Raw genomic sequence first — 23,182 nt, forward strand, 5'->3', positions numbered from 1 at the left:
ATTTAATGAAATTGGTATAACTGCAAGTGAAAATTGTTGTTTTTTATGCATCTTTTATTTCAGTTTATTTCGAGATATTTTGGAGTCGAAAGGGTTTGTAAGTGGAATTTAAAAGCTGTCAATAGTTTTTTTGGTCTAGCTGCACTCGCTAGAATACGAGAGGTATATGAATAAAATCATAATATTAGCTCTTCATCTCTAAGGCGTTGTATATTGCTTTGTAAATGAATGTAACAGCATTCAGTGGATTGGTGTTTTTTTGATAGAAAGTTGATTTATTTTGATGTATTATCCCGCCTTGTGAACGGTTGATGGAAGATACTGTTCAGAATTGAAGTATTCAAAAGTGGAGCGTCAGATGCAATTTAAGTTAGCAGTCGACGATTGTTTTTTTCTTACTCCCACACAGATAGGGAATATCGATCTCAAGCAGTTGCTTGGTAATCTTAAGCCAATGCAGAAAAGGCGCTTGAGCTACTTTGCCAAACTCGCTATGGGGAGTTTACTACAGTTAGAAGATGATGCTTCTAAAAGCCTCTCATCCCAATATGGTTCAAATTGTGAACTGGTTTTTGCGAGTAGGCACGGCGACTTTCATAAAACGAGTGAACTACTTGGCTCTTTAGCTGGTAAGGAGGAGCTGTCTCCGACTGCTTTTAGCCTTTCCGTCCACAATGCTGTATCTGGCCTTTACTCAATTTTCAAAAATAAAAAAATACCAATAACGGCTATTTCTGCCGGAAAAGACACTTTTTTATCAGCGCTGACAGAATCTTATATACGGATTCATAGTAAACGGATAGATAAGATTATCTTGATATACGTAGACCAAGCACTTCCGGATCACTATCAGAGATTTTCTGATGAAGACCTTCAGGCGCATACTGTGGCCCTAGTATTATCTGCTTGCAATGAAAGCAGTAAAGGACCGCTAAACTTGGAATTTGAGAATGTATTAGACGTCGCAACGAATGTGGAAAGCAACGCTTGTCATAGCCTACGTTTTTCTGAATGGATTACTTCTACAGAATCGCAATTAACGTTATCAAGTGAACGAATGAGTTGGGTAGTTAAAAAGTTATGATTAAGCGTATGAATTACTTACGTCGGTTAGTTTTGACGGGCGCATCGTTTACCCTTTTTGGAATTGGCGGGGTTTTTCTGTCTTTTATAGTTTTTCCGGTTCAGGCTTTAATTTTTCGTAATATAGAAAGACGCAAGCAAGTTGCAAGGTACAGTGTCCATCTTGGTTTTAAGTTTTTCCTAAAAGTAATGATGGCATTTGGCTTATGTAAAGTCGAAGCTGATATCGAAAAGAAACTACAAAACCTTAAAGGCAGCCTCATATTAGCTAACCACCCCTCATTAATTGATGTAGTTGTACTTATTTCAATGGTTCCAAATGCTGATTGTGTTGTAAAAGCGCATTTATTAAAAAACCCGTTTATGCGACGGGTTATCTTGGGTACTGGCTATATCAGTAATAGAGATCCAGAGCTGTTGATCTCCGATTGCCAGCATTCTCTCAAACAAGGTAATAACTTAATTATTTTCCCTGAGGGAACGAGAACTAATAAAGACAGCATATTGGATAATTTCCAGCGTGGTGCGGCAAATATTGCTTTGCGCTGTAATGCTTCTCTTACGTTGTTAAAAATTAGGGTAACACCAAGCACCTTAACTAAAAAAGAAAAGTGGTACCACATTCCGGAGCAAAAAATTAAGTTCTCTCTAACGGAGTTAAATAGAGAGTTGTGTATTAAAAAGTACAATCATACTTCACTAAGTGTAGCTTCTAGAGCGCTGACTAAAGATTTGTGGAATATGTATGAGCAGGAGTTAAATGTAAATGGCTGATGAAATTTTAAAAGCTGTGGTAAAGAAGCTAATAATCGAGAGTCTCGATTTGGAAGATATCACACCTGAAGAAATTGTAGATGATGAACCTCTTTTTATTGATGGTTTAGGGCTAGATAGTATTGATGCGCTTGAACTTGGACTAGCCGTTAAAAAGCAGTTTGGCGTGAAAATAGATGCAAATAGTGAAGATACAAAACAGCACTTTGCATCAGTAAATAGTTTATGTGATTTTATTTCGAGTAATACCGAAGGTTAACAATGAGTTCTAGAGAAAATTTATTTAAAAAGCTAAGCGAAATTTTGGTTGAAGAGTTTGAAATTGAAGAGGACTCGATCAAGTCTGATGCTAATCTTTACGATGAATTGGATTTAGACAGCATCGATGCTGTCGACTTAGTCGTGAAATTACGTGAAATGACAGGCAAGAAAATTGACCCCGAAGCATTCAAGCAAGTTAGAACAGTGAATGATGTCATTGATGAAATGGAAAAGCTACTAAGTAAGTAAGGCACTTGAAATTTTTAATAGGGACTATTCTTGCGTTCATGACCATCACCTATCCAATATTGGTATTTTTTGGATTGAAGTACTTTGATTTTCAGTTACTGGCGGTGGTTTTGGCAAGTGTGCTCGCGGTTAAATTAGTGATACAGCGCAAAACGACTTCTAAAGTATTTAATTGTATTTTAGGAGGTGGGATTGGCTTATTAGCTCTATCTGCCGCGCTGAATTTACAGATCGGGATGTTATTGTATCCTGTTGTAATGAATGCTTGTATGTTGATTGTATTTGGTGCGTCTTTAAAGTGGAAACCATGTATTATAGAGCGTTTAGCGAGACTTCGAGAGCCAGACTTACCGCCTAAGGGGGTCTTGTACACTGAAAAGGTGACCAAGGTGTGGTGTGCTTTTTTTGTCGTTAACATGCTAATTTCCCTGTACACCGCGTTAATGACGCCTATAGAAGTTTGGACCTTATACAATGGCCTTGTAGCATACATCGCAATGGGACTACTGTTCTTAGGTGAATGGTTGGTTAGAATTAAAGTCAGAAAACGTCATGATTAAACCCTCCAGTTGTAAACTAGCTAACTTTTCCTTTGTATCGGAGACTGGAGAAGTTAATACTGCTGAATCATTCTGGCGAGATGCCTGTCTATATGGTCAAAAGCTGAGCGCTACAAAGGTTCAATTAGGCAGCAAGCCAACTCTTACAGCAGTTTTGTTTGACAGCGAGCCCTATGCTTTTGGCTACAAGTTATTTGCGCTACTTACGAAAGGCTTTGAAATCGTACTACCTAACAATTCGCAGCCATGCACATTACAGGATGCTGTTTCCCATTCAGATATTGTGTGTGGTAACGAGCTTAGTGAAGTGGAAGGAAGTGGGGTTTGGATTGATGGTTTGCCTGATTCTGATCTTTATCACGAGCAAAGTATCGTCAATTGGCCACAAGGTGGTTCGATGGTTTTTTCAACTTCGGGCTCTACAGGTAAAAGTAAACAGATCAGAAAGTCTTGGCAGTCATTGCATCTGGAATTAGAAACGCTCTTGTCGACCTTCAATATGTCATCTGCAAGGGAGTTTATCTCTACCGTTCCTCATTATCATATATACGGTTTGTTGTTCAGGTTACTACTACCGATGAAACTAGGTGCGAAGATTCATTCCACTAAAGAATATCCGGAACACATTGTACCCATTATAAATTCAAATAAAAAAAATCGCTGTATATTGATTTCAAGTCCAGCATTTTTGAAGCGTTTGTGCAGCGATAATGTACTTAGCACAAGCGCTGATACGTTTTGCCATATTTTTTCTTCAGGTGGGAAACTTGAGCGGGAAACCGCCAAGCAGTTATATCAGCAGATGCACTTTTCCATCTGTGAGATTTATGGGAGTACTGAATCTGGCGGTATCGCATATAGAAAGCAAACTGATGAGTTGGACTCGCTCTGGACTCTATTTAAGGGGATATCAGTTTCAGCCACAGCTGAAACTCAGCAGTTAGTATTGTGTTCGCCCTATTTGGACTTACAACCATTCACAATGGATGACCAGGTGGAAATATGTTCGAATGGGCAATTTAAATTATTAGGGCGTATCGACCGGACTGTCAAAATCGAAGAAAAGCGGGTTAATTTGAGTGATTTAGAGCGTACCCTTGAGGAGCATACATGGGTGCAGTCTTGCAAAGTGATCCTACTTGAGGGAAAGCGAACAGCGTTGGCTGCAATTGTCATTTTACATGAAGATAAAAGAGCACATTCATCAAAGCTTCATTTCAACCAGTCTTTAAGACAGCATCTAGCAAGTAAATTTGAATTGATATGTATACCCAAAAAATGGCGGTATGTAGAAGAGCTTCCTATAAACAACCAAGGGAAAACCACAGCAGCAGCATTGGAGAAACTTTTTGAATAATCTAATTACTAACCCCGAAGTGATTAATGTGATTAAAGAGGCGAGCACTGTGACACTTTCACTCCAGATCACTGAGCACATCACCTATTTTCAAGGACACTTTCCAGATGCACCTATTTTAGCTGGAGTAGTGCAACTTGATTGGGCGATAAGTTATGCTCGGGAGATGTTTGACCTCACAGAAAGAGAAGTTGAAGAAGTACAGGTATTAAAGTTTCAAAACGTCATTGTACCCAACAGTCTTATTACTTTGCGGTTGGTAAAAAAATCACCATCAAAAATAGTCTTCGAGTATGAATCTGACAAAGGTAACCATGCTTCTGGACGCATTGTTTTTGAGGGGGCTTAAGTGAAATATTGCTTTATTATCCCAAATTACAATCATATTGATGGCTTTGCGGATCTAATTGGTAAGCTAAGTGAGTACTCGCTTCAAATTATTGTGATCAATGATGCAAGCACAGATTCTATTCAGTTTCAGTTGCTTGAAATTGCACAGCAAAATCCAAATGTTGTTTTGTGTCATCATCGCTTTAATCAAGGTAAAGGAGGTGCAGTACAAACAGGGTTAAATAAAGCAATTGAACTTGGGTTTTCCCATGCACTGCAAGTAGATGCTGACGGTCAGCACAATTTACAAGACATTGATACGTTTTTATCTTTATCAAAGACTAATCCTGACGCACTGATTTCAGGGAGTCCTGTCTATGATGAATCTGTACCAAAGCATCGCTATTATGCGCGTTACATAACCCACTTTTGGGTGTGTGTAGAAACCCTATCTAGAGAATTAAAAGATACGATGTGTGGATTCAGAGTATATCCTCTGGAAGCATATGATCGGCTAGCGAGTCGCACCTCACTTGGGAAAAGGATGGATTTTGATATTGAGGTCATGGTTAAACTCTACTGGCAAAAAACACCATTCAGATTCGTACCAACAAAAGTACACTATCCAGAAAATGGTATCTCTCATTTTAATGCATTGGACGACAATATCAGAATATCTTGGATGCACACGCGTTTGTGCTTTGGGATGTTTTGGAGGAGTCCCGATTTATTAACCTGTTTAATGAAAAGAAGTTTTAGCAAGGTATGAGTCAGAAACATTGGTCTCAAATTGGTGAGCGAGGTTCCCTTATAGGATTACGCTTCTTGTTAGGTGTTTATAAAGTTTTAGGCAAATACCCCCTTTGGGTATGCTTGTTCCCGGTGGTTTTCTATTTTTATCTAACAGATAAAAATGGCAGAAGTGCTTCTAAACAATTTTTGAAGAGAGTCTCTGAATATCAAAAGAATAATAAAGTGACTCATAACCAAGTGTCGGTCCTGAAGCATTATTGTACTTTTGCTGATGCAGCCTTTGATAAGCTTGATGCTTGGTTGGGTAATATTGGCAATAATCAGATTGTTTATAGCTGCCCAGATACGATGGAGAATATTGCACAGCAAGGAAAAGGAGCCATTTTTATCGGCTCTCATTTGGGAAACTTAGAAGTATGCAGAGCGATGAACCAAGATCGCTATGGAACCAAAATCAATGTACTTGTATTCACCCAGCATGCAATCAAATTCAATCAGTTGCTTAAGGACGTTGCTGATGATGTGGACCTCAATATGATTCAAGTATCTAGTGTTGGCCCTGATACAGCAATGCTATTAAAAGAAAAGGTTGAGCAAGGAGAAATTGTTGTCATTGTTGGTGATAGAACTAGTCAATCCGTAGCAGGAAGGGTAATTTACTCGCCTTTTTTAGGGCTAGAAGCTCCATTTTCTCAAGGCCCATTTATTTTGGCTGCACTACTAGAATGTCCTATCTATTGGCTGTTTTGTTTCAAAGAGGGGCGTAATTTCAAAGTATGTATCGAGCATGTGACAGACAAATTGAAGCTACCTCGTAAGCAGCGCCAAGAAGTACTGTCAGACCTAATTGCCAGTTATGCAGGCAGGCTGGAGTATTACGCTATGAAGTATCCATTTCAGTGGTTTAATTTTTACGATTTCTGGCAGCGGGACAACAGTGCTCAACGCGTCAGCTCAAAAGAGGATAAATAAGTGAGTAAAAGTACCATTACTTTTGGTAACAACAAGCTTACCATAAAAAACATCGTTGATATTGCGCAAGACAAAACGACAGTTGCATTGAGTGGCGATGAGCACTTCGCAGAAAAGATTGATTCTGCAGTAGCCTTTCTTGAAAGTTTGCTTGATGAAGAGGGGGTTATTTATGGCGTGACAACTGGCTATGGAGACTCGGTTACAGTTGATATTCCATTGAATTTAGTGAACGAGCTACCTTTGCATTTAACCCGCTTTCACGGTTGTGGTTTGGGAGAGTATTTCGATGAGCAACAAGGTAAAGCGATTTTAGCGGCCCGTTTGGCCTCTCTATCGCAAGGCTTTTCAGGGGTTGATTGGCCAATGTTGAAATTGCTTCGTGAGTTCATTAACCAAGATATCATTCCTCGTATTCCTCAGGAGGGATCAGTTGGTGCCAGTGGTGATTTAACACCGCTTTCATACATTGCTGGAGCCTTAGTTGGAGAGCGTGATGTGTATTATAAAGGTGAGGTCAAAAATAGTAAGGCAGTGATGCAAGAGCTTGGCTTGAAGCCTATTTCGCTCAGGCCTAAAGAAGGTTTAGCAATAATGAATGGCACAGCGGTGATGACTGCACTTGCTTGTCTCGCACATGATCGCGCAGCGTATCTAAGCGGGCTTGCGACCAGAGTGACTTCATTGGCAAGTATTGCTTTGCAAGGCAATACGCACCATTTCGACGAAATTTTGTTTAGCGTTAAACCTCATCAAGGACAACAAAAAGTTGCTGCACGGATCCGCTCCGACTTACGTCATGTTGAGCATCCAAGGAACTCACCGCGTTTGCAAGATAGATATTCAATTCGGTGTGCACCTCACGTCATTGGTGTACTGGAAGATAGTCTACCATTTTTTGAAACTACCATTGAAAATGAACTTAACTCGGCAAATGACAATCCAATTATTGATGGTGTGGGTCAACATGTTTTACATGGCGGTCATTTTTACGGTGGCCACATTGCGATGGTGATGGACTCGTTAAAAACGGCAGTTGCTAACTTGGCGGATCTCGCAGATAGACAGTTGGCTTCTTTAGTGGATACCCGCTACAACAATGGTTTACCTTCAAATCTATCTGGTAGTTGTGAAGAGCGAAAGTATATCAACCATGGGTTTAAGGCTGTGCAAATCGGTGCGTCAGCATATACAGCTGAGGCATTAAAACTTACCATGCCAGCAAGTGTTTTTTCTCGCTCAACCGAATGTCACAACCAAGATAAAGTAAGTATGGGAACTATATCTGCAAGAGACGCTCTGAGAGTATTACAGCTAACAGAACAAGTTGTAGCAAGCACGTTGCTTGCAGCTGTGCAGGGAGTGAGGTTGAGAATTGCACAAGGGCAATTAACACGTGACGACCTGGAAGAAAGTGTTGGTAAGATGTTCGATGATATTGATGCATCATTTCCGCTACTGGTTGAGGATAGACCATTAGAGCAAACACTTAGAGAAACGATAGCATCGATTCAAGGACAAAAATGGAAACTCTATGAGAAATAAAAAGGTATTGCTTGAGGCACATGTCGAAATTGAAATCCCGTTTCACGATTGTGACCCAATGAATGTGGTCTGGCATGGTAACTACGCGCGCTACTTTGAAGTGGCGCGCTGTAAGCTACTAGACAAATTCAATTTTGGATATAACAACATGGAAAAATTAGGTTATGTATGGCCAATAATTGATATGCAAACCAAGTTTGTTGGGGCTTGCGTGTTTGGCCAAAAGATCAATATTGTGGCTCAATTGGTTGAGTATGAAACACGTTTGAAAATCAACTATTTAATAACAGATAAAGAAACAGGTCGCAAATTAACCAAAGGCACTACAACACAAGTAGCTGTGGATAAGGTTACAAAAGAAATGCAATTTGGTACGCCACAGAGGCTAGTCGATAAATTAAAGGCAGCGATAGAACAGTGATGAAAGCAGTATGCACAATACTGTTGATGCTTTGTAGCCTGAGCGCTTTTGGTCAGGCTTTGACTGCACAACAGGCCACAGATAGGTTAAACTTAGTCGTTCCCAAATTACCTTTATCGGGTAGTTTTGAGCAGTTTAAATACTTTAAGGTGTTGAAGCACCCCCTCAAGTCTCATGGCGAGTTTGAGGTCAAAACTCAACGCTTGCTTTGGCAGACATTCAAACCGGTAATGAGTGCTGTGCTGTATGAAAATGAGACGCTTTATACGGTAAATAGCCGAGGGGGGAAAACGCCCATGCCACAAGGGAGTGATATGCCTACTTTGATTTTTTCTCTGTTACAAGGGAAGTTCAAAGAACTTGAAAAAACCTTTGTTTTATCGACAGACAAGCGTCTCAATTGTATTTCAATGACGCCAATCAGCGAACCTTTGAACTTGGCATTGAATAATGTTGTTTTATGTGGTCAAGGTACTATTAAGAAGATTGAGCTTTTTGATAGTAAGAATAACAAGACAATTATTAGCCTGCAGTTTGCATCACCACAATGACAAAAAGGGTTTGTAATATTTTATGCCATATCTGTCAAAGAAACAGCATTTGCCGTTAGGTCTAGCGCAGTTAATCATTGCCGTATCATTACTCGTATATTTGTTGGTTCAAGGAAAAGTAAACCTTGAAGCTGATATTCTCTCATTATTACCCAGTGAAGATATTGAATTTGTAAATAAAGCGGAAGGCGCCTTCTTTCAGCGTTATAAAAATAATGTGATGATTGCTTTTAGTGGGCAAGATGCGAAGTCTGCTCATGATGACGTACGTACTGGCTATGACGAAAAAGGGTGGTTGTATGGAGACTTCAGTTTTCCTGAGCTTGAAGCAGTCGCGAAGTTATTTGGTGCTTACCAGGGCTACTTATTAGATGGTGAATCTCGTCAGGCTTTGACGGAAGGTGATTCTCTAGGAGAAGCTGCACTGGCTAAATTGAACAACGCGTTTGACCCTTTTACCCCACTATTCTTTCCTTTTGACCCGACACTCACAACCGCGTCATTCGTACAAACAGCTTTAGTGCAGCAGGCCAGCAACTTAACCGTTGAAGATGGTCGTATGGTCGTTAATGATGACACCAAGTATTATGTTTTGATGCTGACGCTGCCATTATCAGAGTTGGAAAGTATGGAAAAGGCCACTGACCTAGTATATGCAGTCAGCGAGTCACTTGCTCACGTAGAAGCTGAATATCCAAATGTGATCACCAGTTATTCAGGTATTCCATTTCACACAGCTGAGAATATGCGCCAAGCGAATAAAGAGATGCGTTGGTTGGGTGGGGTAAGTGCATTTTTTATTGTTTTAATCGTATTGTGGTCTTTTAGAAGCATTAACGCTTTATTTGCCGTACTCATCACACAATTAAACGCAGTGTGTTTTGGCTTATTAGCCCTGACATTATTGTATGACTCTGTGCATGTTATCACTCTCGTGTTTTCTATCACCTTAATAGGGATTGCAATAGATTACAGTTTTCACGTGATGACGACGAAAAAAGATGATTCAATCGCTTATAGTAATGTGCGTAGCGCGGTTAAACTTGGGTGTGTGTCAACGGCGACAGGCTATTGTGCATTTATGTTGTTGCCTATGGAGGCGCTCGAGCAAGTTGGTATCTTTATCGCATTCGGACTAGTTGGAGCACTATGCAGTGCGCTTTTTATCATCCCCAGCATACTTCACAGTTATACAGGCCAATCTCGCTTGAATCAGCTAGGTGACGCTGTTGTTTCTGTTTTAAATGATTCTAGAGGTGCAACGAAAGTTGTGCTCTCCCTGTTTGGTTTGCTGTCTGTCGTATTCGTAGTAACGAATGAGCAAATATTTAATGACGATATAGCACTTCTGAATGCAAGTAGTGAAACGTTAAGAAAAAACGAGCTCAAGCATCAACAGTGGTATTTTGGTACCCAAAGCCAGCGATTAATTTTGTGGGAGAGCAATTTAGAGGCACTGCTAGAAAAAGAAGAAGCACTCGTGGCTGCCCTTAAGTCACAATCATCGTCTATTAAAGTTCAAGCAATAAGTAATTGGTTACCCTCTAAATCTCGGCAACAAGAGAATCTTACTCTTCTAGTTGATGCTCAAAACCGAGGTGATTTTGCGACCCTAGCAGAACTAGTGGGCCAGCCAATTGAGGTGGGAGCTGCACCCCATTTGACGCTGGATGCTTTGTTAGAGTCTGAGTTGGGGGAATTATTGTCTAGCCAATATCTCAAGCTACATGGTTATCATGTTAGCTTGGTGTACGTTAATCATGCTGCAAAACACGACATCGATACGGTGCTAGATAATTTTGTGCAGATAACTCGTGTGGATAAAGCAGAGCAACTTTCTCTTGTATTAGTGGAAATGCGGCAGAGTTTATTGATTTGGTTTGCTATCGCATTAAGTGTGTTTTTATTAGTTTTGTGCATGCGTTTTGATCTCATATCAGCAGTTAAGAGTGGCTTTTGGTTACTATTATCTTGTTTGATTGGGTTATCTGGCTCGTTATTGCTGCAGGGAAGTTTGAATCTATTTAATTTGTTAGCACTGGTCTTATTGGTGGCATTAGCCATAGATTATTTTATTTTTTACCTGAAATGTGGTCAGGAGAGTAGCACAGCGCTAGCAATTTCATTGTCAGCCCTTTCATCAGTGTTCGTATTTGGAATGCTGTCATTTAGTCAAACACCAGCCATATACAGTTTTGGCTATACCATCATGATAGGCATTGTAAGTATATATTTTGTAGCGCCTTTAGTTGTAAAGAGGAAAGCATGAACCGAGAAGTATCAGATGTAATAATTATTGGCGCAGGGCCTGCGGGCGCTGCCACTGGCGCAATGCTAGCGCGCCAAGGCTATAAAGTCATAATTATTGAAAAGCAACATTTCCCGCGATTTTCAATTGGCGAGAGTTTACTGCCACAGTGCATGTCGTTCCTCAAAGAAGCAGGTCTTGAGCCTTTGATACATGAAGCAGCAGAGCAATTAGGTTTTCAGTATAAAGATGGAGCTACGTTCCAAAAATCTGAAAGTTATACAAGCTTTGACTTCGAAAAGAAGTTCAGCGAAGGGCCATTTGCAACCTACCAAGTAAAACGTGCTGACTTTGATCATTTATTGGCAAAAGGTGCTGCGCAGTTTGGTGCGGATATTCGTTTTGGACACTCCGTCGAAAAAGTGGACGTTGAGTCTGACATGCCAGTATTAGATGTTGTCAACGAAGAGGGTGAGTCTTACCAATTGCAAGGCCGATTCCTATTGGATGCGAGTGGTTTCGCTAGGGTCTTACCACGTTTACTCGACTTAGAAAGGCCATCTTGCTTCCCTTCAAGAAAGTCGTTTTTTACACATATCACAGATAAAATTCAATGTGAGCAATTTGATCGCAATAAAATATTAATCACTGTTCATCCTGAATCGCCAGATATTTGGCTGTGGTTAATTCCATTTTCAGATGGAACTTCAAGTATCGGTGTTGTTGGTAAAGATGCGCAGTTTTGTGACGGCTTATCTGAGCAGGAGACGCTGAAGAAGTTCGTATATTCAGCCTCTAACCTTGCGCATTTGTTACAACAGGCTGAATGGCCAAATGATGTTAATAGCATTAAAGGTTACAGCGCAGATGTGACAAACTTGTCAGGTAAAAACTATGCGTTGCTCGGCAATGCTGGAGAGTTTTTAGACCCAGTTTTTTCTTCGGGTGTTACGATTGCACTTAAGTCCGCAAGTCTTGTTTCGCCACTTGTATCCAAGTATTTAGAGGGGGAGCAAGTGGACTTCACTGAACAGTTTGAAGTGCCATTGCGCAAAGGAGTAGATTGCTTTAAGACGTTTGTGACTGCTTGGTACACTGCTGAATTTCAAGATATTATCTTCTACGATGAACAAGATACTAATGTTAAAAGCATGATTTGTTCAATTTTGGCTGGATACGCTTGGGATGAGAAAAACCCCTATGTGGCACAAAGTGAGCGACGTTTGAAAGTGCTGGTAGACTTATGCAGCATGTAAAGTCATTGGCAATGAAGCTCTGTGTTGTGTTCATGATGATTGTTATGAGCGCATGTACCTTAGTAAAGGTGCATGAACAAGGGACCGTTTACCTCTCTAAAGGTGTGGCCATGTCTCTGAGCTCCGTGGCTGAGACACTGCAAGGTAAACACCTTGTCCAGTTACTGCAGTTTGAAGTTGACGGTCAGGTCAATGAGCTAATTGTACAATTAGAATTTAAACAGCGTGAGATGTCCATGGTTGCAATGACAGCAACTGGGTTACCCGTTTTTGAGCAAACTTTTCGCGATGACGGTCACCATGAATTACATAGCTATATTGAGCTTCCTAAAGTGAAGCCTGAGTATGTAATCGCAGACATTCAATTGGTACACTGGCCAATTAGGTTACTTCAACAGAATATTCGTGGTGCATACATTACAGAAGCGCGCGAGGGTAACAAACTAAAACGAGCTGTGATTGTTGATGGGCAACCTATTATTGAAATCAACAAGTCTTTAGAGAAGACCACATTTATCAATTTTGAGCGCAATTACAAAATTGAGATTAGCAGCTTAGATTACTGAGTTAAGGTTATGACTTCATTTATAAATGATTTAGGAATTGTTTGCTCATTGGGCTGTGGCCAGAGTGAACTCAAACGAGCGCTGAAAAACCCAGAACAAGAATATTTAAGTGTGGACTCAGAGCTTCATACTTCAGGGAAGACGGTATACGTTGGCAAGGTGCATGAAGCACTACCTTCGTTAGCGTCTTTTCCAAGTCACTATCAGACTAGAAACAACGCTTTAGCTAAATTAGCCTATACACAAATTGAAAAGGCGCTGGTAACGCTAAGTCAAGGCGTCGAGAAAAAGCGAATTGGAGTTGTAATAGGTACTAGCACATCGGGTGTTGCGACAGGAGAAGAGGCCGCCTCGTATTTCAAAGAGCATGGCGAATTTCCTGAGCATTATGATTACCAATGCCAAGAATTGGTAGCGCCGGCGCATTTCATTGCAGACTTAGCTGGTGCATTAGGCCCAGTATATGCGATTTCAACAGCTTGTAGTTCGAGTGCGAAAGCAATGATGACCGCTCACATGCTACTAGATAGTGATTTGGTCGATATTATCATATGTGGTGGCGTAGATTCTTTATGCAGGTTAACGGTTAATGGCTTTGATGCCCTAGAGTCTGTATCAGCGTCTTTATGTGAGCCATTTGCAGAAGATCGCGATGGAATCAATATTGGAGAAGCAGCCGCTTTGTTTATCATGTCTAAGAAGACTAGCAAAGTTGCATTACTTGGTGCTGGGGAAAGCTCCGATGCGTATCATATCTCAGCACCTGATCCCAGAGGGAGTGGCGCGATATCTGCGATGCAGCAAGCCTTAGTAATGGCAGGTTGCCAAGCGTCTGACATAGACTATGTTAATTTGCATGGTACGGGCACCGTGAAAAATGACGACATGGAATCAAAAGCGGTATTTGATGTATTTGCTGACAAGGTGAATACGAGTTCAACTAAGCGCTTCACCGGTCATACTCTCGGTGCCGCAGGTGCATTAGAAGCTGGGTTGTGTTGGTTACTACTTGACGATCCTCAAACACCTTTGCCAATACATAAAATGACAAAACCAAGAGACATGAGTTTACCTCAAATCTCGCTTGTAGAAGCAGCGCATTATATACAGCCTAAGCTATGTTTAAGTAATTCGTTTGCATTTGGTGGAAACAATATCAGCCTTATTCTAGGAACTTACAATGAAAAAGAATAGCTATGGCATTGAACAGCTAATCGCACATCGTGACCCAATGATATTAATCTCTGAATTAACCGAATACGATACTAGCCAAGCGACGGGGGTGGTGCGAATTACAGCTGACTCTCCGTTTATATCCGAAAAAGGCGTACCGAGTTACGTCGGTATCGAATACATGGCACAGATGGTTGCAGCATATGCAGGTGCAAAGGCTTTAGATAATGGCGGTACCATTGATATTGGTTTTTTACTGGGCTCTAGAAAATACAAGACTCACATACCTTACTTCAAACCTGCTCAAAACCTTGTCGTAAGCGTTGAGGAGCTGCACAAAGAAGAAAGTGGTCTTGGTGTATTTGATTGTAAAATTAAGTACAATGATGAATTGTTAGCGGAAGCAAAAGTAAATGTCTTCCAGCCAGACGATCCACAGGGTTTTATCAAGGGGCAATAATGCAAAAAAGAATTTTAGTTACGGGCTCTAGCCGAGGTATTGGCAAAGCTATCGCATTTGAATTAGCACAGCAAGGGTTTGATATTACTCTACATTGCCGCAGCAATCTGGGTATGGCTGAGGAATTTAAAAGTGAGTTGGAAGCATTAGGGCGTCATGTAACTGTATTGCAATTTGATGTGTGCGATCGCCAAGCAGCCAAAGAAGCGCTTTTCAACGATATTGAAGAGTTTGGTGCTTACTATGGTGTCGTTTGCAATGCTGGCATTACACGTGACGGTGCTTTCCCTGCATTGACCGACGATGATTGGGATAGTGTGATCCGTACTGGGCTAGATGGCTTCTATAATGTTGTTCACCCAATATTGATGCCAATGATACAGATGCGTAAAGGTGGCCGAATAATCACTGTCACATCTGTTTCGGGTATTGCTGGCAATCGAGGACAAGTTAACTACAGTGCTGCAAAAGGCGGTGTAATCAGTGCTACAAAAGCCCTTTCTTTAGAGCTGGCTAAAAGAAAAATTACGGTAAATAGCGTTGCTCCTGGGTTGATTGAAACCGATATGACAGAAGGCGCAGAAATCGATGAAATTAAAAAGTTGATCCCTATGCGCAGAGCTGGGCAGCCAAAAGAGGTCGCTGCAACAGTGGCATTTTTGATGTCAGAGGGTGCAGGTTATATCACTCGCCAAGTTATTTCTGTTAATGGTGGATTGGTTTAATGAAGCGTGTAGTTGTTACAGGTATGTCTGCGATCACTGCGCTTGGTCAAGACTGGGATAGTTTTAAAGCCAATCTGCAAAATGGCCAAAGTGCCATTAAGCACATGTCTGAGTGGGCCGATGTTGTTGAATTAAACACGCAAGTCGCAGCCCCTGTAGAGAATTTCGAAAAGCCAAAGCACTATAAGCGTAAGATGATCCGTTCTATGGGTCGCGTTGCATTGATGTCAACTGTTGCAACAGAACAAGCGTTGGCGCAAGCGGGCTTGTTAGAGCATGAGAGCTTGACCAATGGTGATACTGGTATTTCCTATGGCTCATCTTCTGGTTCGACTGCTCCTACTGTAGAGTTTGGAAAATTATTGAGTGATAAAGACATGTCGGGTATTACTGCGACAAGTTATATTCAAATGATGGCACATACAACTGCGGTGAATATCGGTGTATTCTTCGGCGCTAAGGGCCGAGTAGTAACTACAAGCTCTGCATGTACATCAGGCTCTCAGGGGATTGGCTATGCTTATGAAGCGATACAGTCAGGACGCCAAAAAGTGATGATTGCTGGTGGAGCTGAAGAGCTTTGTGTTTCTGGAGCTGCAGTTTTTGATACATTGTATGCGACTTCGACAAAACTTGATCCTGAAGATACTCCAAGGCCATTTGACAAAGCTCGAGATGGCTTAGTGGTTGGTGAAGGAGCTGGTACGCTAATTCTCGAAGAGTTGGAGTTTGCCAAAGCGAGAGGCGCGACCATTTTGGCTGAAGTAGTTGGTTTTGGCACCAATTCAGATGGACAACATATTACTCAACCGACTTCGGTAACTATGGAAGAAGCGATGCGTTTGGCTTTGCGTGATGCGCAATTACAACCTGAGCAAATTAGTTATGTGAATGCTCATGGAACGGCAACTGATCGTGGTGATATCGCTGAATCGCATGCTACATTTTCAGTGTTTGGTGAAAAGCCTATTAGCTCCTTAAAAAGTTACCTTGGGCATACCTTAGGAGCGTGTGGTGCTATAGAAGCATGGGCGTGTATCAACATGCTTAATTCCAGCTGGTGCGCACCAACTCTTAATCTAACAGAAGTAGACCCCGAATGTGCACCACTGCGCTATATTACAGGGCAAGGTGAAGAAATAAGTATGGATTACGTTATGTCGAATAACTTCGCATTTGGTGGTATTAATACTTCTTTGATTTTCAAAAAGTACAGCGTTTAAATACGCGAAGTGTCTCAGTAATAGCCCGTGAAATTGTATGTGTACATGGGCTATTTATTACTTTAAAAGCTGTTGATTAGTCACTATGTCAGGGCTTTAGCTGCTTGGACTATGCCTTCCAATGTGAGTGGGTACATCCTTCCATTCATCAGCCTATCAATTTGCTCTATTGGTTTAGTTGCGCAGAACACAATATATTTATCGGTGCCTTTGAATATTTTTATTGTGGCCTGATGAGATGATGGTATCATTTTGCCACATTTTTAATTTTACTATCAAATATCATTCGTCTCGTAAATACTGAAATCTAGGTTGAGCTTTGCCATCAACAATTACTTCTTCGATAAACATGCTCAGTGGCCTTGCCCAATGGTCGTATTTACCATATAAAGTCTGGTAAATAACAAGTGGCTCTTCACTTTCACTGTGAGTCGCTACAAACATTACTTTATATTCTTTTCCTTTGTAATGACGGTATATCCCTTTTTTAAGTTCGCTAGGCATTGTTGAGTCCTCGTGTGACTGGTTATAATTGCAATAATTTAAAACGAGTCCGTAAACTCGTTTATCTGTGAGATAAGGTTTCAATACATGAATTATATTGCGCTTAGCGATTTCAAGAAAGCATGGGTTTTTCGTCATAAAGATTTACCTATTGCAGAGTCTGACTTGGACCAAATAAAGCCAATGACGGCTCAGCGCGCAGCGGTACTTTGGAGTACTATGGTCTGCAGAGAACAAGATCATCCTGACTTTTTTACGCCTAATGATTGGGTTGGCAAAGAAGATAATTGGGAGGAAGTGGTCGATTGGGAGCAGGCTTGGGAGCAAGGTGTAGGAACTTTGCCAGAAGAGATATGTGATTATCTCAAATGGGAAGACAATACCACTGTGTACTTTTGTCTTTCGCGCGAGCATGTTATTGAAACGCAATTTGGCGTTTTTAAACGTTGCTGGCAAAACTTTATGTTTCTAGTCGATGGTAGTTTGTTATTAGGCAAAAAGCGCGATGCAGCAGTACAATTTTTAGAGTCGGGTGAGGCTAAACTAGGTCTAAGACCAAAAGAAAACTAGTACTTTTAAGCGTTGTAATTTTGTCAGATTGGCTGTATTTAGTTACGATGGCGTGTTATAAGAACCTCACAAAGGAGGAGCTTTGGAAAAATACCATTCTAGCAGGCAGCAAACAACGATCTGGCAAGATGAAGTCTCCAGACTTATTTTTGCCGAGCTTGTTAATGTATTTTACACCAGAGAAATTACCAACTTGGTGAATGAACCTGATCCAACTCGGCTAAAGCGCTTTTTAAAGAGTTTACCCTACTATGTTGAACGCGCAGCGACACATATTGTATTAGGTGCTGTACCACTTGAACTAGACAGCCATAACGGATGCTGGGTCGCACCACAAAGAAAAAAGCCTTCGCAAGATCTTGCGGCGATAAACAAGTACTATCAAAAAAGTGCAATGGTTGGCCTTGTGGTGCCTATTATGCTTGAATTCCAACATGAAACGGGTATCTACATTGATATGATCGATCAAGTGGCTCTAAACAAGGTACATTGCAATGAGTTTGGCTGGTTTAACTTGTCTGGTTTGCCTCAAGAATCTGAAAAAGCTAGGTTATTAAAACCTAGTAAAGCTTTAATGACCGCAGCCTGTTGTGGTCATCGATGGCATTATCATAAAATAGCAACACCAAGACTACTTGGGCTCAGAGAGATGTTGCTTGCAAGCAGTATCAATTGGCCTAATGTAACGAAAAAGAAAATAGTGTCAGGTTAATATTCGCACTTTGGCGACATGACTACACAGTTCATATACTAGGATATCGAATTATGCGTTTATTCCAACTTGCGCTGTTTTGTCTGTGTGTCTACATCCAATACAAGCTTTGGTTTGGTCACAATGGTTTGCAAGATTATCGGCGCATAACTGAAACCGTCAATTCTCACCAAGAAATGAATGCAGAGTTGCTAAAAAGAAACAAACTATTAAAAGCAGATATTGAAGATCTAAAATTAGGTTTAGAAGGTGTCGAAGAAAGAGCTCGGCATGAACTCGGTATGATAAAGCCTAATGAAACCTTCATTCGAGTATTACCAAAGAAACAACATGAATAAATCAATCTCTATTGCCTCCGTCGTTCCAGCGGCTGGAGTAGGTGCAAGAATGGGGTTAAACCACCCTAAGCAATATATAAATATTAACGGTAAAACAGTATTAGAGCACACGCTAAATAAGCTGGCTAGCGTAAGCCTGATTGAGCACATTTATGTTGCGGTTAGCGAATCAGACGAATACTTCTCCGGGCTTGAGTTAGAGCACCTCGCATTGTCTCGCGTTAATGGAGGGAAAGAGCGGGCTGATTCAGTCTTAAATGCATTGAAAGCAATGTCTGATAACCCACCTAAATGGGTATTAGTGCATGATGCGGCGAGACCTTTGGTTGACGTAAAAGATATAGAAAAGCTCATCGCTCAATGCCTCACTTCAAATGAAGGAGGTATACTCGCGAGCAAAGTGAAAGACACGATTAAAAGAGGTTCTCTGTATAGTGATGAAACCGTTCCTCGAGACATGTTATGGCAAGCGTTAACACCGCAAATGTTTATTTATGAAGAGCTTTTAAGTGCTTTAGATATTGGATTAAGTACTGGGGCAACCATTACAGACGAGGCTTCGGCAATGGAGCTTCTCGGTAAACCTGTTAGATTGGTTGAAGGGCGCTCGGACAATATAAAAATTACCACGCCAGAAGATCATGCTTTAGCATGTTTTTTAATGAGCCAGCAAAAAAAGAGTAGTTAATATGTTTAGAATTGGTCATGGGTTTGATGTGCATAAATTTGGTGGTCAAGGGCCATTGGTAATTTGTGGAGAGAAGATAGGCTACCACCAGGGGTTCATTGCTCACTCTGATGGTGATGTTGCTGTACATGCATTATGTGATGCCTTATTAGGTGCGTTAGCGCTTGGTGATATCGGCAAACACTTCCCTGATACCGACAATGAATTTGAGGATATTGACAGTCGAATTTTACTGCGCAGAGTCATGAGACAAGTCAAAAATATGGGCTATCGCGTTGGCAATTTGGACGTTACGATAGTAGCGCAAGCTCCAAAAATGAGGCCTCACATAGATGCTATGCGTGCAAATTTAGCTGAAGATTGCGATATTGCAATGGATCAAGTTAATGTCAAAGCGACTACGACAGAAAAGTTAGGGTTTGAAGGGCGTAAAGAGGGGATCTCTAGTCACGCTGTTGTATTACTCTTTAAGGTATAAAATCGTGATTGATGCTATCTCTTCGTTAAATTATTTGTATGGAAAGCCGCTATCAGAAGGCGAGTTCAAACGCGCTCCTGAAGATTTTGTGGTTGAAGAAGTGTTAGATATTGAATTTACTGGCGAGGGTGAACATGTTTGTTTGCAGGTGATTAAACGCGGTGAAAATACCGCGTATGTTGCAAAGAAAATTGCTCAATTGGCTGGTGTGGCCCCTCGTGATGTAAGCTATGCAGGCCTGAAAGATCGTCACGGAGTTTGTACTCAATGGTTTAGTGTACCGGTTCCTATCAAAACTGAGCTGGATTTTTCTAAACTAAACTCCGACTCGATTGTCGTACTTAAACAAGTTAGACACAATAGAAAGTTAAGAATTGGGTGCCATCGAGGCAATCGATTTATCATTACATTGCGTAATGTAACTGAGCCGCTAGATGTTTTGTCTCGCATCAACGCAGTAAGGCAAGGCGTACCAAATTACTTTGCTGAACAACGATTTGGACACGATGGTCATAATTTAGAGATGGCAGAAAGGTTATTCGGTGGTGAATACATCCGAGATAAAAAGCTACGCGGCATCGTGATTTCAGCTGCACGTTCGCACATATTTAACCAAATAGTCTCTCGGCGCGTAAAAGAACATGGCTTAGCTAAAACATGGCACCGGGAAGTCTTTATGCTCGCTGGAAGCAATGCGTTCTTTGAAGACGATTTAAATGACGATATTGTAGAGCGTTTGAACAGAGAAGACATTCTATTGTCGGCCCCACTTGTTGGCAAAGGTGAAAAGGGGCTCACTTCGATTGAACGTGAGTGGGTTCTTGCATATAGCACGTGGCATCAGGGCTTGGCTGATTTAGGGTTGAAAAATGAGCGTCGTAGCTTAAGAGTTATTCCGAAAGAGTTAAAACTAGAGTCTATGCCGGAACGGACTATCAAGCTTACTTTTGAATTACCTAAGGGTTGTTACGCTACTTCGGTCCTCAGAGAGCTCATCATGCATAAAGACGTAAGTTTAAAAGAAAAACAACCACCAGGAGACTTGGAAGAGTGAAAATCTTATTGAGCAATGATGATGGTGTAAATGCCAAAGGTATTGACGTTTTGTATAAAGCTTTAAATGAGCTTGCCAACGTGACTGTCGTTGCACCAGACAGAAATTGTAGCGGTGCAAGTAACTCTTTGACGTTATTAAACCCACTGCGTACGGCTAAATTAGATAATGGCTTTATTTCAGTCAATGGAACGCCCACTGATTGTGTGCATTTAGGAGTGAACCAGCTCGTTGACAGTACGCCGGATTTAGTCGTAGCTGGTATAAATAATGGGGCAAATCTTGGAGACGATACATTATATTCAGGCACAGTTGCAGCGGCCGCCGAGGGCCGTCATTTAGGCTTGCCAGCCATTGCGGTGTCATTGTGTTCCAAACAGGAAGCTCATTATGAGACTGCGGCAGCCGTCACCGTTAAAATTATCAAAGCACTAGGCAGTCACCCTTTACCCAAAGATCAAATAATCAATATTAACGTGCCTGACATACCGTTAAGTGAACTCAAAGGGGTCAAGGTAACAAGGCTAGGTGCGCGTCATAAAGCAGATACTATGACAAAGCAATGTGACCCTTGGAATCGAGAGATATACTGGTATGGCTCATTGGGCTCTGAGAGTGATGCTGGGGAAGGTACCGACTTTTACGCTGTTAACCAAGGATACGCGTCGATAACGCCGCTTACAGTTGATATGACAGCACACGATAGCATTGATAGCCTAGCCACTTGGCTTTCTGCTCAGGAGTAGCTCAATTGCTCAGTAATTATCAACGCAGTGCTGACAAACTCGCAGCAAATTTAAAAGCTGCTGGGATACAAGATTCGGCTGTGTTGCAAAGTATATCTGAAGTACCTAGGCATTTGTTTGTAGATGATATTTTGCAGCATAAATCTTATGAGAACACGGCGCTGCCCATTGGTCAGGGGCAGACAATATCACAGCCATACATTGTTGCCAGAATGACCGAAGTGCTGCATCAATTTGGCATTTCACGAAACGTTCTTGAAGTAGGTACGGGTTCTGGTTACCAAACGGCTGTGTTAGCGAAACTGTTTGAAAATGTCTTTAGTATTGAGCGAATAAAAACATTACAGTGGCAAGCTAAGCGACGTTTGCATCAGTTGGATTTATACAATGTTTCTATGAAACATGGTGATGGCTGGTTGGGTTGGCAATCTAAAGCCCCCTTTGACGGCATAATTGTCACGGCAGCGGCATCAGTTGTTCCTGAGCAGCTATTGACTCAGTTAGCTGATGGCGGAGCAATGGTGGTCCCTTTAGGTGTTGATGAACAAATTTTGACACTTTTTACTAAGAGCGAGGGTAAAATCACTCAGCAAGCGCTTGCCCCGGTCCGGTTTGTACCTTTGGTAGCTGGCCCGATATCCTAAAATAAATGAAGAAAAATATTTGTAAGACTGATAAATTTTGCATTTCTTAGTTTATTGTAAAGCTGGTTGAAAACTCGACTATGGATTTTGGTGGTGTAAGGGTGAGACAAAAAAACTTAATTATAACTGGCTTTTGTTGTCTATTTTTGAGTGCTTGTACCTCTGTTCATACTCCTGCCCCAGTTGTCAACCTGAGTAAAGGTAAGATAACTTCGTCAAAAAAAATTCACATTAAAAATAATCGTTATAAGGTAAGAAAAGGTGACACTTTATTTGCCATTGCATTCAGTGCAAATAAGGATGTACGCACGGTAGCTAAAATCAATAATATTAAGCCTCCCTATACGATTTATCCGGGTCAGACTATATTATTAACCTATTCTAAAAAAGCCAATAAAACGGTTAAAGTTTCGCCGTTGAAAATCAAAAATAACACAAATAATAAACCTTTAAATAACAAGGTGTCGAAAAAAGAGCTTGATCCCCCCCCGCAACGAGAGTATGTTCAAAAACAAGCCAGTAAAAAAACCAATGACACCAGTACTTTGTTGAATAAAAAGGTACGTTGGAATTGGCCCGCAGTAGGTAAAGTTACAAGACGCTTTTCTATAAAAGAAAATGGCTACAAGGGAATACAGATTACTAACAAAACAGGGACATCGATAAAGGCTGCGGCAAACGGCATTGTTGTTTATGCAGGGAGTGCATTAAGAGGTTATGGCAATTTAATCATTTTGAAGCATACCGATGATTATCTTAGCGCATATGCCCACAATTCCAAATTGCTAGTAAGAGAGCAGCAGCAGGTTAAGGTGGGGCAGAAGATTGCCGAAATGGGGAATTCGGATTCAAGCTCGGTTGCTTTGCGTTTTGAAGTAAGATATCGAGGTAAGTCTGTAGACCCTATGAGGTATCTGCCCAGAAAATAGCGTATCGACGTA

Annotated in this window: 29 protein-coding genes; 28 read left to right on the plus strand and 1 reads right to left on the minus strand. The window is 41.1% G+C overall.

Translation table 11 applies throughout. The features are described from left to right. Positions 1 to 358: 358 nt before the first annotated feature. From N482_RS07675 to N482_RS07765, 19 genes are read left to right on the plus strand one after another with little or no spacing between them, the layout of a single operon-like run. Positions 359 to 1,084 carry a beta-ketoacyl synthase chain length factor gene (locus N482_RS07675; protein WP_063376479.1) on the plus strand — a complete coding sequence of 242 codons (726 nt, stop codon included), beginning with the start codon at positions 359 to 361 and terminating at the stop codon, positions 1,082 to 1,084. An 8-nt stretch (positions 1,085 to 1,092) separates the two neighbouring features. Continuing rightward, positions 1,093 to 1,857 carry a lysophospholipid acyltransferase family protein gene (locus N482_RS07680; protein WP_231100811.1) on the plus strand — a complete coding sequence of 255 codons (765 nt, stop codon included), beginning with the start codon at positions 1,093 to 1,095 and terminating at the stop codon, positions 1,855 to 1,857. Then, positions 1,850 to 2,116 carry a phosphopantetheine-binding protein gene (locus N482_RS07685; RefSeq protein ID WP_063376481.1) on the plus strand — a complete coding sequence of 89 codons (267 nt, stop codon included), beginning with the start codon at positions 1,850 to 1,852 and terminating at the stop codon, positions 2,114 to 2,116. Before N482_RS07680 ends, N482_RS07685 begins: the two co-directional genes overlap by 8 nt. A 2-nt stretch (positions 2,117 to 2,118) precedes the next feature. Beyond that, a complete protein-coding gene (locus N482_RS07690; protein WP_063376482.1) occupies positions 2,119 to 2,367 on the plus strand; it encodes an acyl carrier protein in 249 nt (82 codons plus the stop codon). A gap of 5 nt (positions 2,368 to 2,372) precedes the next feature. After that, positions 2,373 to 2,927, plus strand: coding sequence for a hypothetical protein (locus N482_RS07695; protein WP_063376483.1), 555 nt, complete (start codon positions 2,373 to 2,375; stop codon positions 2,925 to 2,927). Beyond that, on the plus strand, positions 2,920 to 4,284 hold the full coding sequence (locus tag N482_RS07700; RefSeq protein ID WP_063376484.1) for an AMP-binding protein: 1,365 nt from the start codon (positions 2,920 to 2,922) through the stop codon (positions 4,282 to 4,284). Before N482_RS07695 ends, N482_RS07700 begins: the two co-directional genes overlap by 8 nt. Next, on the plus strand, positions 4,277 to 4,633 hold the full coding sequence (locus N482_RS07705) for a hypothetical protein (RefSeq protein ID WP_063376485.1): 357 nt from the start codon (positions 4,277 to 4,279) through the stop codon (positions 4,631 to 4,633). Before N482_RS07700 ends, N482_RS07705 begins: the two co-directional genes overlap by 8 nt. Further along, positions 4,634 to 5,383, plus strand: a complete 750-nt coding sequence (locus N482_RS07710; protein ID WP_063376486.1) for a glycosyltransferase family 2 protein — start codon at positions 4,634 to 4,636, stop codon at positions 5,381 to 5,383. It abuts the gene before it with no gap. Next, positions 5,380 to 6,339: an acyltransferase gene (locus tag N482_RS07715; protein ID WP_063376487.1), complete on the plus strand. Its 960-nt coding sequence runs from the start codon at positions 5,380 to 5,382 to the stop codon at positions 6,337 to 6,339. Before N482_RS07710 ends, N482_RS07715 begins: the two co-directional genes overlap by 4 nt. After that, a complete protein-coding gene (locus tag N482_RS07720; RefSeq protein ID WP_063376488.1) occupies positions 6,340 to 7,884 on the plus strand; it encodes an HAL/PAL/TAL family ammonia-lyase in 1,545 nt (514 codons plus the stop codon). Continuing rightward, positions 7,874 to 8,305: an acyl-CoA thioesterase gene (locus tag N482_RS07725; RefSeq protein WP_063376489.1), complete on the plus strand. Its 432-nt coding sequence runs from the start codon at positions 7,874 to 7,876 to the stop codon at positions 8,303 to 8,305. The genes N482_RS07720 and N482_RS07725 overlap by 11 nt, the downstream gene beginning before the upstream one ends. Then, a complete protein-coding gene (locus N482_RS07730; RefSeq protein WP_063376490.1) occupies positions 8,305 to 8,856 on the plus strand; it encodes a LolA family protein in 552 nt (183 codons plus the stop codon). Before N482_RS07725 ends, N482_RS07730 begins: the two co-directional genes overlap by 1 nt. A gap of 22 nt (positions 8,857 to 8,878) precedes the next feature. Next, positions 8,879 to 11,125, plus strand: a complete 2,247-nt coding sequence (locus N482_RS07735) for a hypothetical protein (protein WP_063376491.1) — start codon at positions 8,879 to 8,881, stop codon at positions 11,123 to 11,125. Further along, positions 11,122 to 12,360, plus strand: coding sequence for an NAD(P)/FAD-dependent oxidoreductase (locus N482_RS07740; protein ID WP_063376492.1), 1,239 nt, complete (start codon positions 11,122 to 11,124; stop codon positions 12,358 to 12,360). Before N482_RS07735 ends, N482_RS07740 begins: the two co-directional genes overlap by 4 nt. Further along, positions 12,348 to 12,926 (plus strand): DUF3261 domain-containing protein, encoded by a 579-nt coding sequence (locus tag N482_RS07745; protein WP_063376493.1) that lies wholly within the window; start codon positions 12,348 to 12,350, stop codon positions 12,924 to 12,926. The genes N482_RS07740 and N482_RS07745 overlap by 13 nt, the downstream gene beginning before the upstream one ends. Positions 12,927 to 12,935: 9 nt before the next feature. Next, positions 12,936 to 14,120 (plus strand): beta-ketoacyl-ACP synthase, encoded by a 1,185-nt coding sequence (locus N482_RS07750; RefSeq protein ID WP_063376494.1) that lies wholly within the window; start codon positions 12,936 to 12,938, stop codon positions 14,118 to 14,120. Further along, complete coding sequence (locus tag N482_RS07755) at positions 14,107 to 14,559, plus strand: 3-hydroxylacyl-ACP dehydratase (protein ID WP_063376495.1); 453 nt, start codon at positions 14,107 to 14,109, stop codon at positions 14,557 to 14,559. The genes N482_RS07750 and N482_RS07755 overlap by 14 nt, the downstream gene beginning before the upstream one ends. Further along, complete coding sequence (gene fabG / locus N482_RS07760) at positions 14,559 to 15,284, plus strand: 3-oxoacyl-ACP reductase FabG (RefSeq protein ID WP_063376496.1); 726 nt, start codon at positions 14,559 to 14,561, stop codon at positions 15,282 to 15,284. The genes N482_RS07755 and fabG overlap by 1 nt, the downstream gene beginning before the upstream one ends. After that, positions 15,284 to 16,507, plus strand: coding sequence for a beta-ketoacyl-ACP synthase (locus tag N482_RS07765; protein WP_063376497.1), 1,224 nt, complete (start codon positions 15,284 to 15,286; stop codon positions 16,505 to 16,507). Before fabG ends, N482_RS07765 begins: the two co-directional genes overlap by 1 nt. A gap of 282 nt (positions 16,508 to 16,789) precedes the next feature. On the opposite strand, the gene N482_RS07770 is transcribed toward N482_RS07765, so the two are convergent. Beyond that, complete coding sequence (locus N482_RS07770; protein WP_063376498.1) at positions 16,790 to 17,011, minus strand: DUF1653 domain-containing protein; 222 nt, start codon at positions 17,009 to 17,011, stop codon at positions 16,790 to 16,792. An 87-nt stretch (positions 17,012 to 17,098) separates the two neighbouring features. Here N482_RS07770 and N482_RS07775 point away from each other — a divergent pair, with 87 nt between their 5' ends. From N482_RS07775 to N482_RS07815, 9 genes are all read left to right on the plus strand, one after another. Further along, on the plus strand, positions 17,099 to 17,581 hold the full coding sequence (locus tag N482_RS07775) for a DUF2947 family protein (protein ID WP_063376499.1): 483 nt from the start codon (positions 17,099 to 17,101) through the stop codon (positions 17,579 to 17,581). 82 nt (positions 17,582 to 17,663) lie between these two features. Then, positions 17,664 to 18,293: a hypothetical protein gene (locus N482_RS07780; protein WP_063376500.1), complete on the plus strand. Its 630-nt coding sequence runs from the start codon at positions 17,664 to 17,666 to the stop codon at positions 18,291 to 18,293. Between the two features lie 53 nt (positions 18,294 to 18,346). Beyond that, positions 18,347 to 18,631 carry a cell division protein FtsB gene (gene ftsB, locus N482_RS07785; RefSeq protein ID WP_063373066.1) on the plus strand — a complete coding sequence of 95 codons (285 nt, stop codon included), beginning with the start codon at positions 18,347 to 18,349 and terminating at the stop codon, positions 18,629 to 18,631. Beyond that, positions 18,624 to 19,319, plus strand: coding sequence for a 2-C-methyl-D-erythritol 4-phosphate cytidylyltransferase (ispD, locus tag N482_RS07790; RefSeq protein WP_063376501.1), 696 nt, complete (start codon positions 18,624 to 18,626; stop codon positions 19,317 to 19,319). The genes ftsB and ispD overlap by 8 nt, the downstream gene beginning before the upstream one ends. Position 19,320: 1 nt before the next feature. Continuing rightward, positions 19,321 to 19,797: a 2-C-methyl-D-erythritol 2,4-cyclodiphosphate synthase gene (ispF, locus tag N482_RS07795; protein ID WP_063376502.1), complete on the plus strand. Its 477-nt coding sequence runs from the start codon at positions 19,321 to 19,323 to the stop codon at positions 19,795 to 19,797. 16 nt (positions 19,798 to 19,813) lie between these two features. After that, entirely contained in the window at positions 19,814 to 20,851 is a 1,038-nt protein-coding gene (gene truD, locus N482_RS07800; protein ID WP_063376544.1) for a tRNA pseudouridine(13) synthase TruD, read from the plus strand. After that, positions 20,848 to 21,597, plus strand: a complete 750-nt coding sequence (surE, locus tag N482_RS07805) for a 5'/3'-nucleotidase SurE (protein WP_063376503.1) — start codon at positions 20,848 to 20,850, stop codon at positions 21,595 to 21,597. The genes truD and surE overlap by 4 nt, the downstream gene beginning before the upstream one ends. 5 nt (positions 21,598 to 21,602) lie before the next feature. Then, positions 21,603 to 22,241 (plus strand): protein-L-isoaspartate(D-aspartate) O-methyltransferase, encoded by a 639-nt coding sequence (locus N482_RS07810; RefSeq protein WP_063376504.1) that lies wholly within the window; start codon positions 21,603 to 21,605, stop codon positions 22,239 to 22,241. Positions 22,242 to 22,321: 80 nt separating this feature from the next. Beyond that, positions 22,322 to 23,170, plus strand: a complete 849-nt coding sequence (locus N482_RS07815; RefSeq protein ID WP_196763560.1) for a peptidoglycan DD-metalloendopeptidase family protein — start codon at positions 22,322 to 22,324, stop codon at positions 23,168 to 23,170. Positions 23,171 to 23,182 lie beyond the last annotated feature (12 nt).

This window comes from Pseudoalteromonas luteoviolacea NCIMB 1942 (assembly GCF_001625595.1).
In the GTDB taxonomy this organism is placed as follows: domain Bacteria; phylum Pseudomonadota; class Gammaproteobacteria; order Enterobacterales; family Alteromonadaceae; genus Pseudoalteromonas; species Pseudoalteromonas luteoviolacea_A.

Coding starts and splice junctions, on each gene's coding strand:
- N482_RS07685 (WP_063376481.1), top strand. CDS start 1,850: ATGGCTGATGAAATTTTAAAAGCTGTGGTAAAGAAGCTAATAATCGAG.
- ispF (WP_063376502.1), top strand. CDS start 19,321: ATGTTTAGAATTGGTCATGGGTTTGATGTGCATAAATTTGGTGGTCAA.
- N482_RS07815 (WP_196763560.1), top strand. CDS start 22,322: ATGGATTTTGGTGGTGTAAGGGTGAGACAAAAAAACTTAATTATAACT.
- N482_RS07735 (WP_063376491.1), top strand. CDS start 8,879: ATGCCATATCTGTCAAAGAAACAGCATTTGCCGTTAGGTCTAGCGCAG.
- ftsB (WP_063373066.1), top strand. CDS start 18,347: ATGCGTTTATTCCAACTTGCGCTGTTTTGTCTGTGTGTCTACATCCAA.
- N482_RS07775 (WP_063376499.1), top strand. CDS start 17,099: ATGAATTATATTGCGCTTAGCGATTTCAAGAAAGCATGGGTTTTTCGT.
- N482_RS07675 (WP_063376479.1), top strand. CDS start 359: ATGCAATTTAAGTTAGCAGTCGACGATTGTTTTTTTCTTACTCCCACA.
- N482_RS07765 (WP_063376497.1), top strand. CDS start 15,284: ATGAAGCGTGTAGTTGTTACAGGTATGTCTGCGATCACTGCGCTTGGT.
- ispD (WP_063376501.1), top strand. CDS start 18,624: ATGAATAAATCAATCTCTATTGCCTCCGTCGTTCCAGCGGCTGGAGTA.
- fabG (WP_063376496.1), top strand. CDS start 14,559: ATGCAAAAAAGAATTTTAGTTACGGGCTCTAGCCGAGGTATTGGCAAA.
- N482_RS07680 (WP_231100811.1), top strand. CDS start 1,093: ATGAATTACTTACGTCGGTTAGTTTTGACGGGCGCATCGTTTACCCTT.
- N482_RS07740 (WP_063376492.1), top strand. CDS start 11,122: ATGAACCGAGAAGTATCAGATGTAATAATTATTGGCGCAGGGCCTGCG.
- N482_RS07690 (WP_063376482.1), top strand. CDS start 2,119: ATGAGTTCTAGAGAAAATTTATTTAAAAAGCTAAGCGAAATTTTGGTT.
- N482_RS07730 (WP_063376490.1), top strand. CDS start 8,305: ATGAAAGCAGTATGCACAATACTGTTGATGCTTTGTAGCCTGAGCGCT.
- N482_RS07755 (WP_063376495.1), top strand. CDS start 14,107: ATGAAAAAGAATAGCTATGGCATTGAACAGCTAATCGCACATCGTGAC.
- N482_RS07750 (WP_063376494.1), top strand. CDS start 12,936: ATGACTTCATTTATAAATGATTTAGGAATTGTTTGCTCATTGGGCTGT.
- N482_RS07725 (WP_063376489.1), top strand. CDS start 7,874: ATGAGAAATAAAAAGGTATTGCTTGAGGCACATGTCGAAATTGAAATC.
- N482_RS07770 (WP_063376498.1), bottom strand. CDS start 17,011: ATGCCTAGCGAACTTAAAAAAGGGATATACCGTCATTACAAAGGAAAA.
- N482_RS07745 (WP_063376493.1), top strand. CDS start 12,348: ATGCAGCATGTAAAGTCATTGGCAATGAAGCTCTGTGTTGTGTTCATG.
- N482_RS07700 (WP_063376484.1), top strand. CDS start 2,920: ATGATTAAACCCTCCAGTTGTAAACTAGCTAACTTTTCCTTTGTATCG.
- N482_RS07715 (WP_063376487.1), top strand. CDS start 5,380: ATGAGTCAGAAACATTGGTCTCAAATTGGTGAGCGAGGTTCCCTTATA.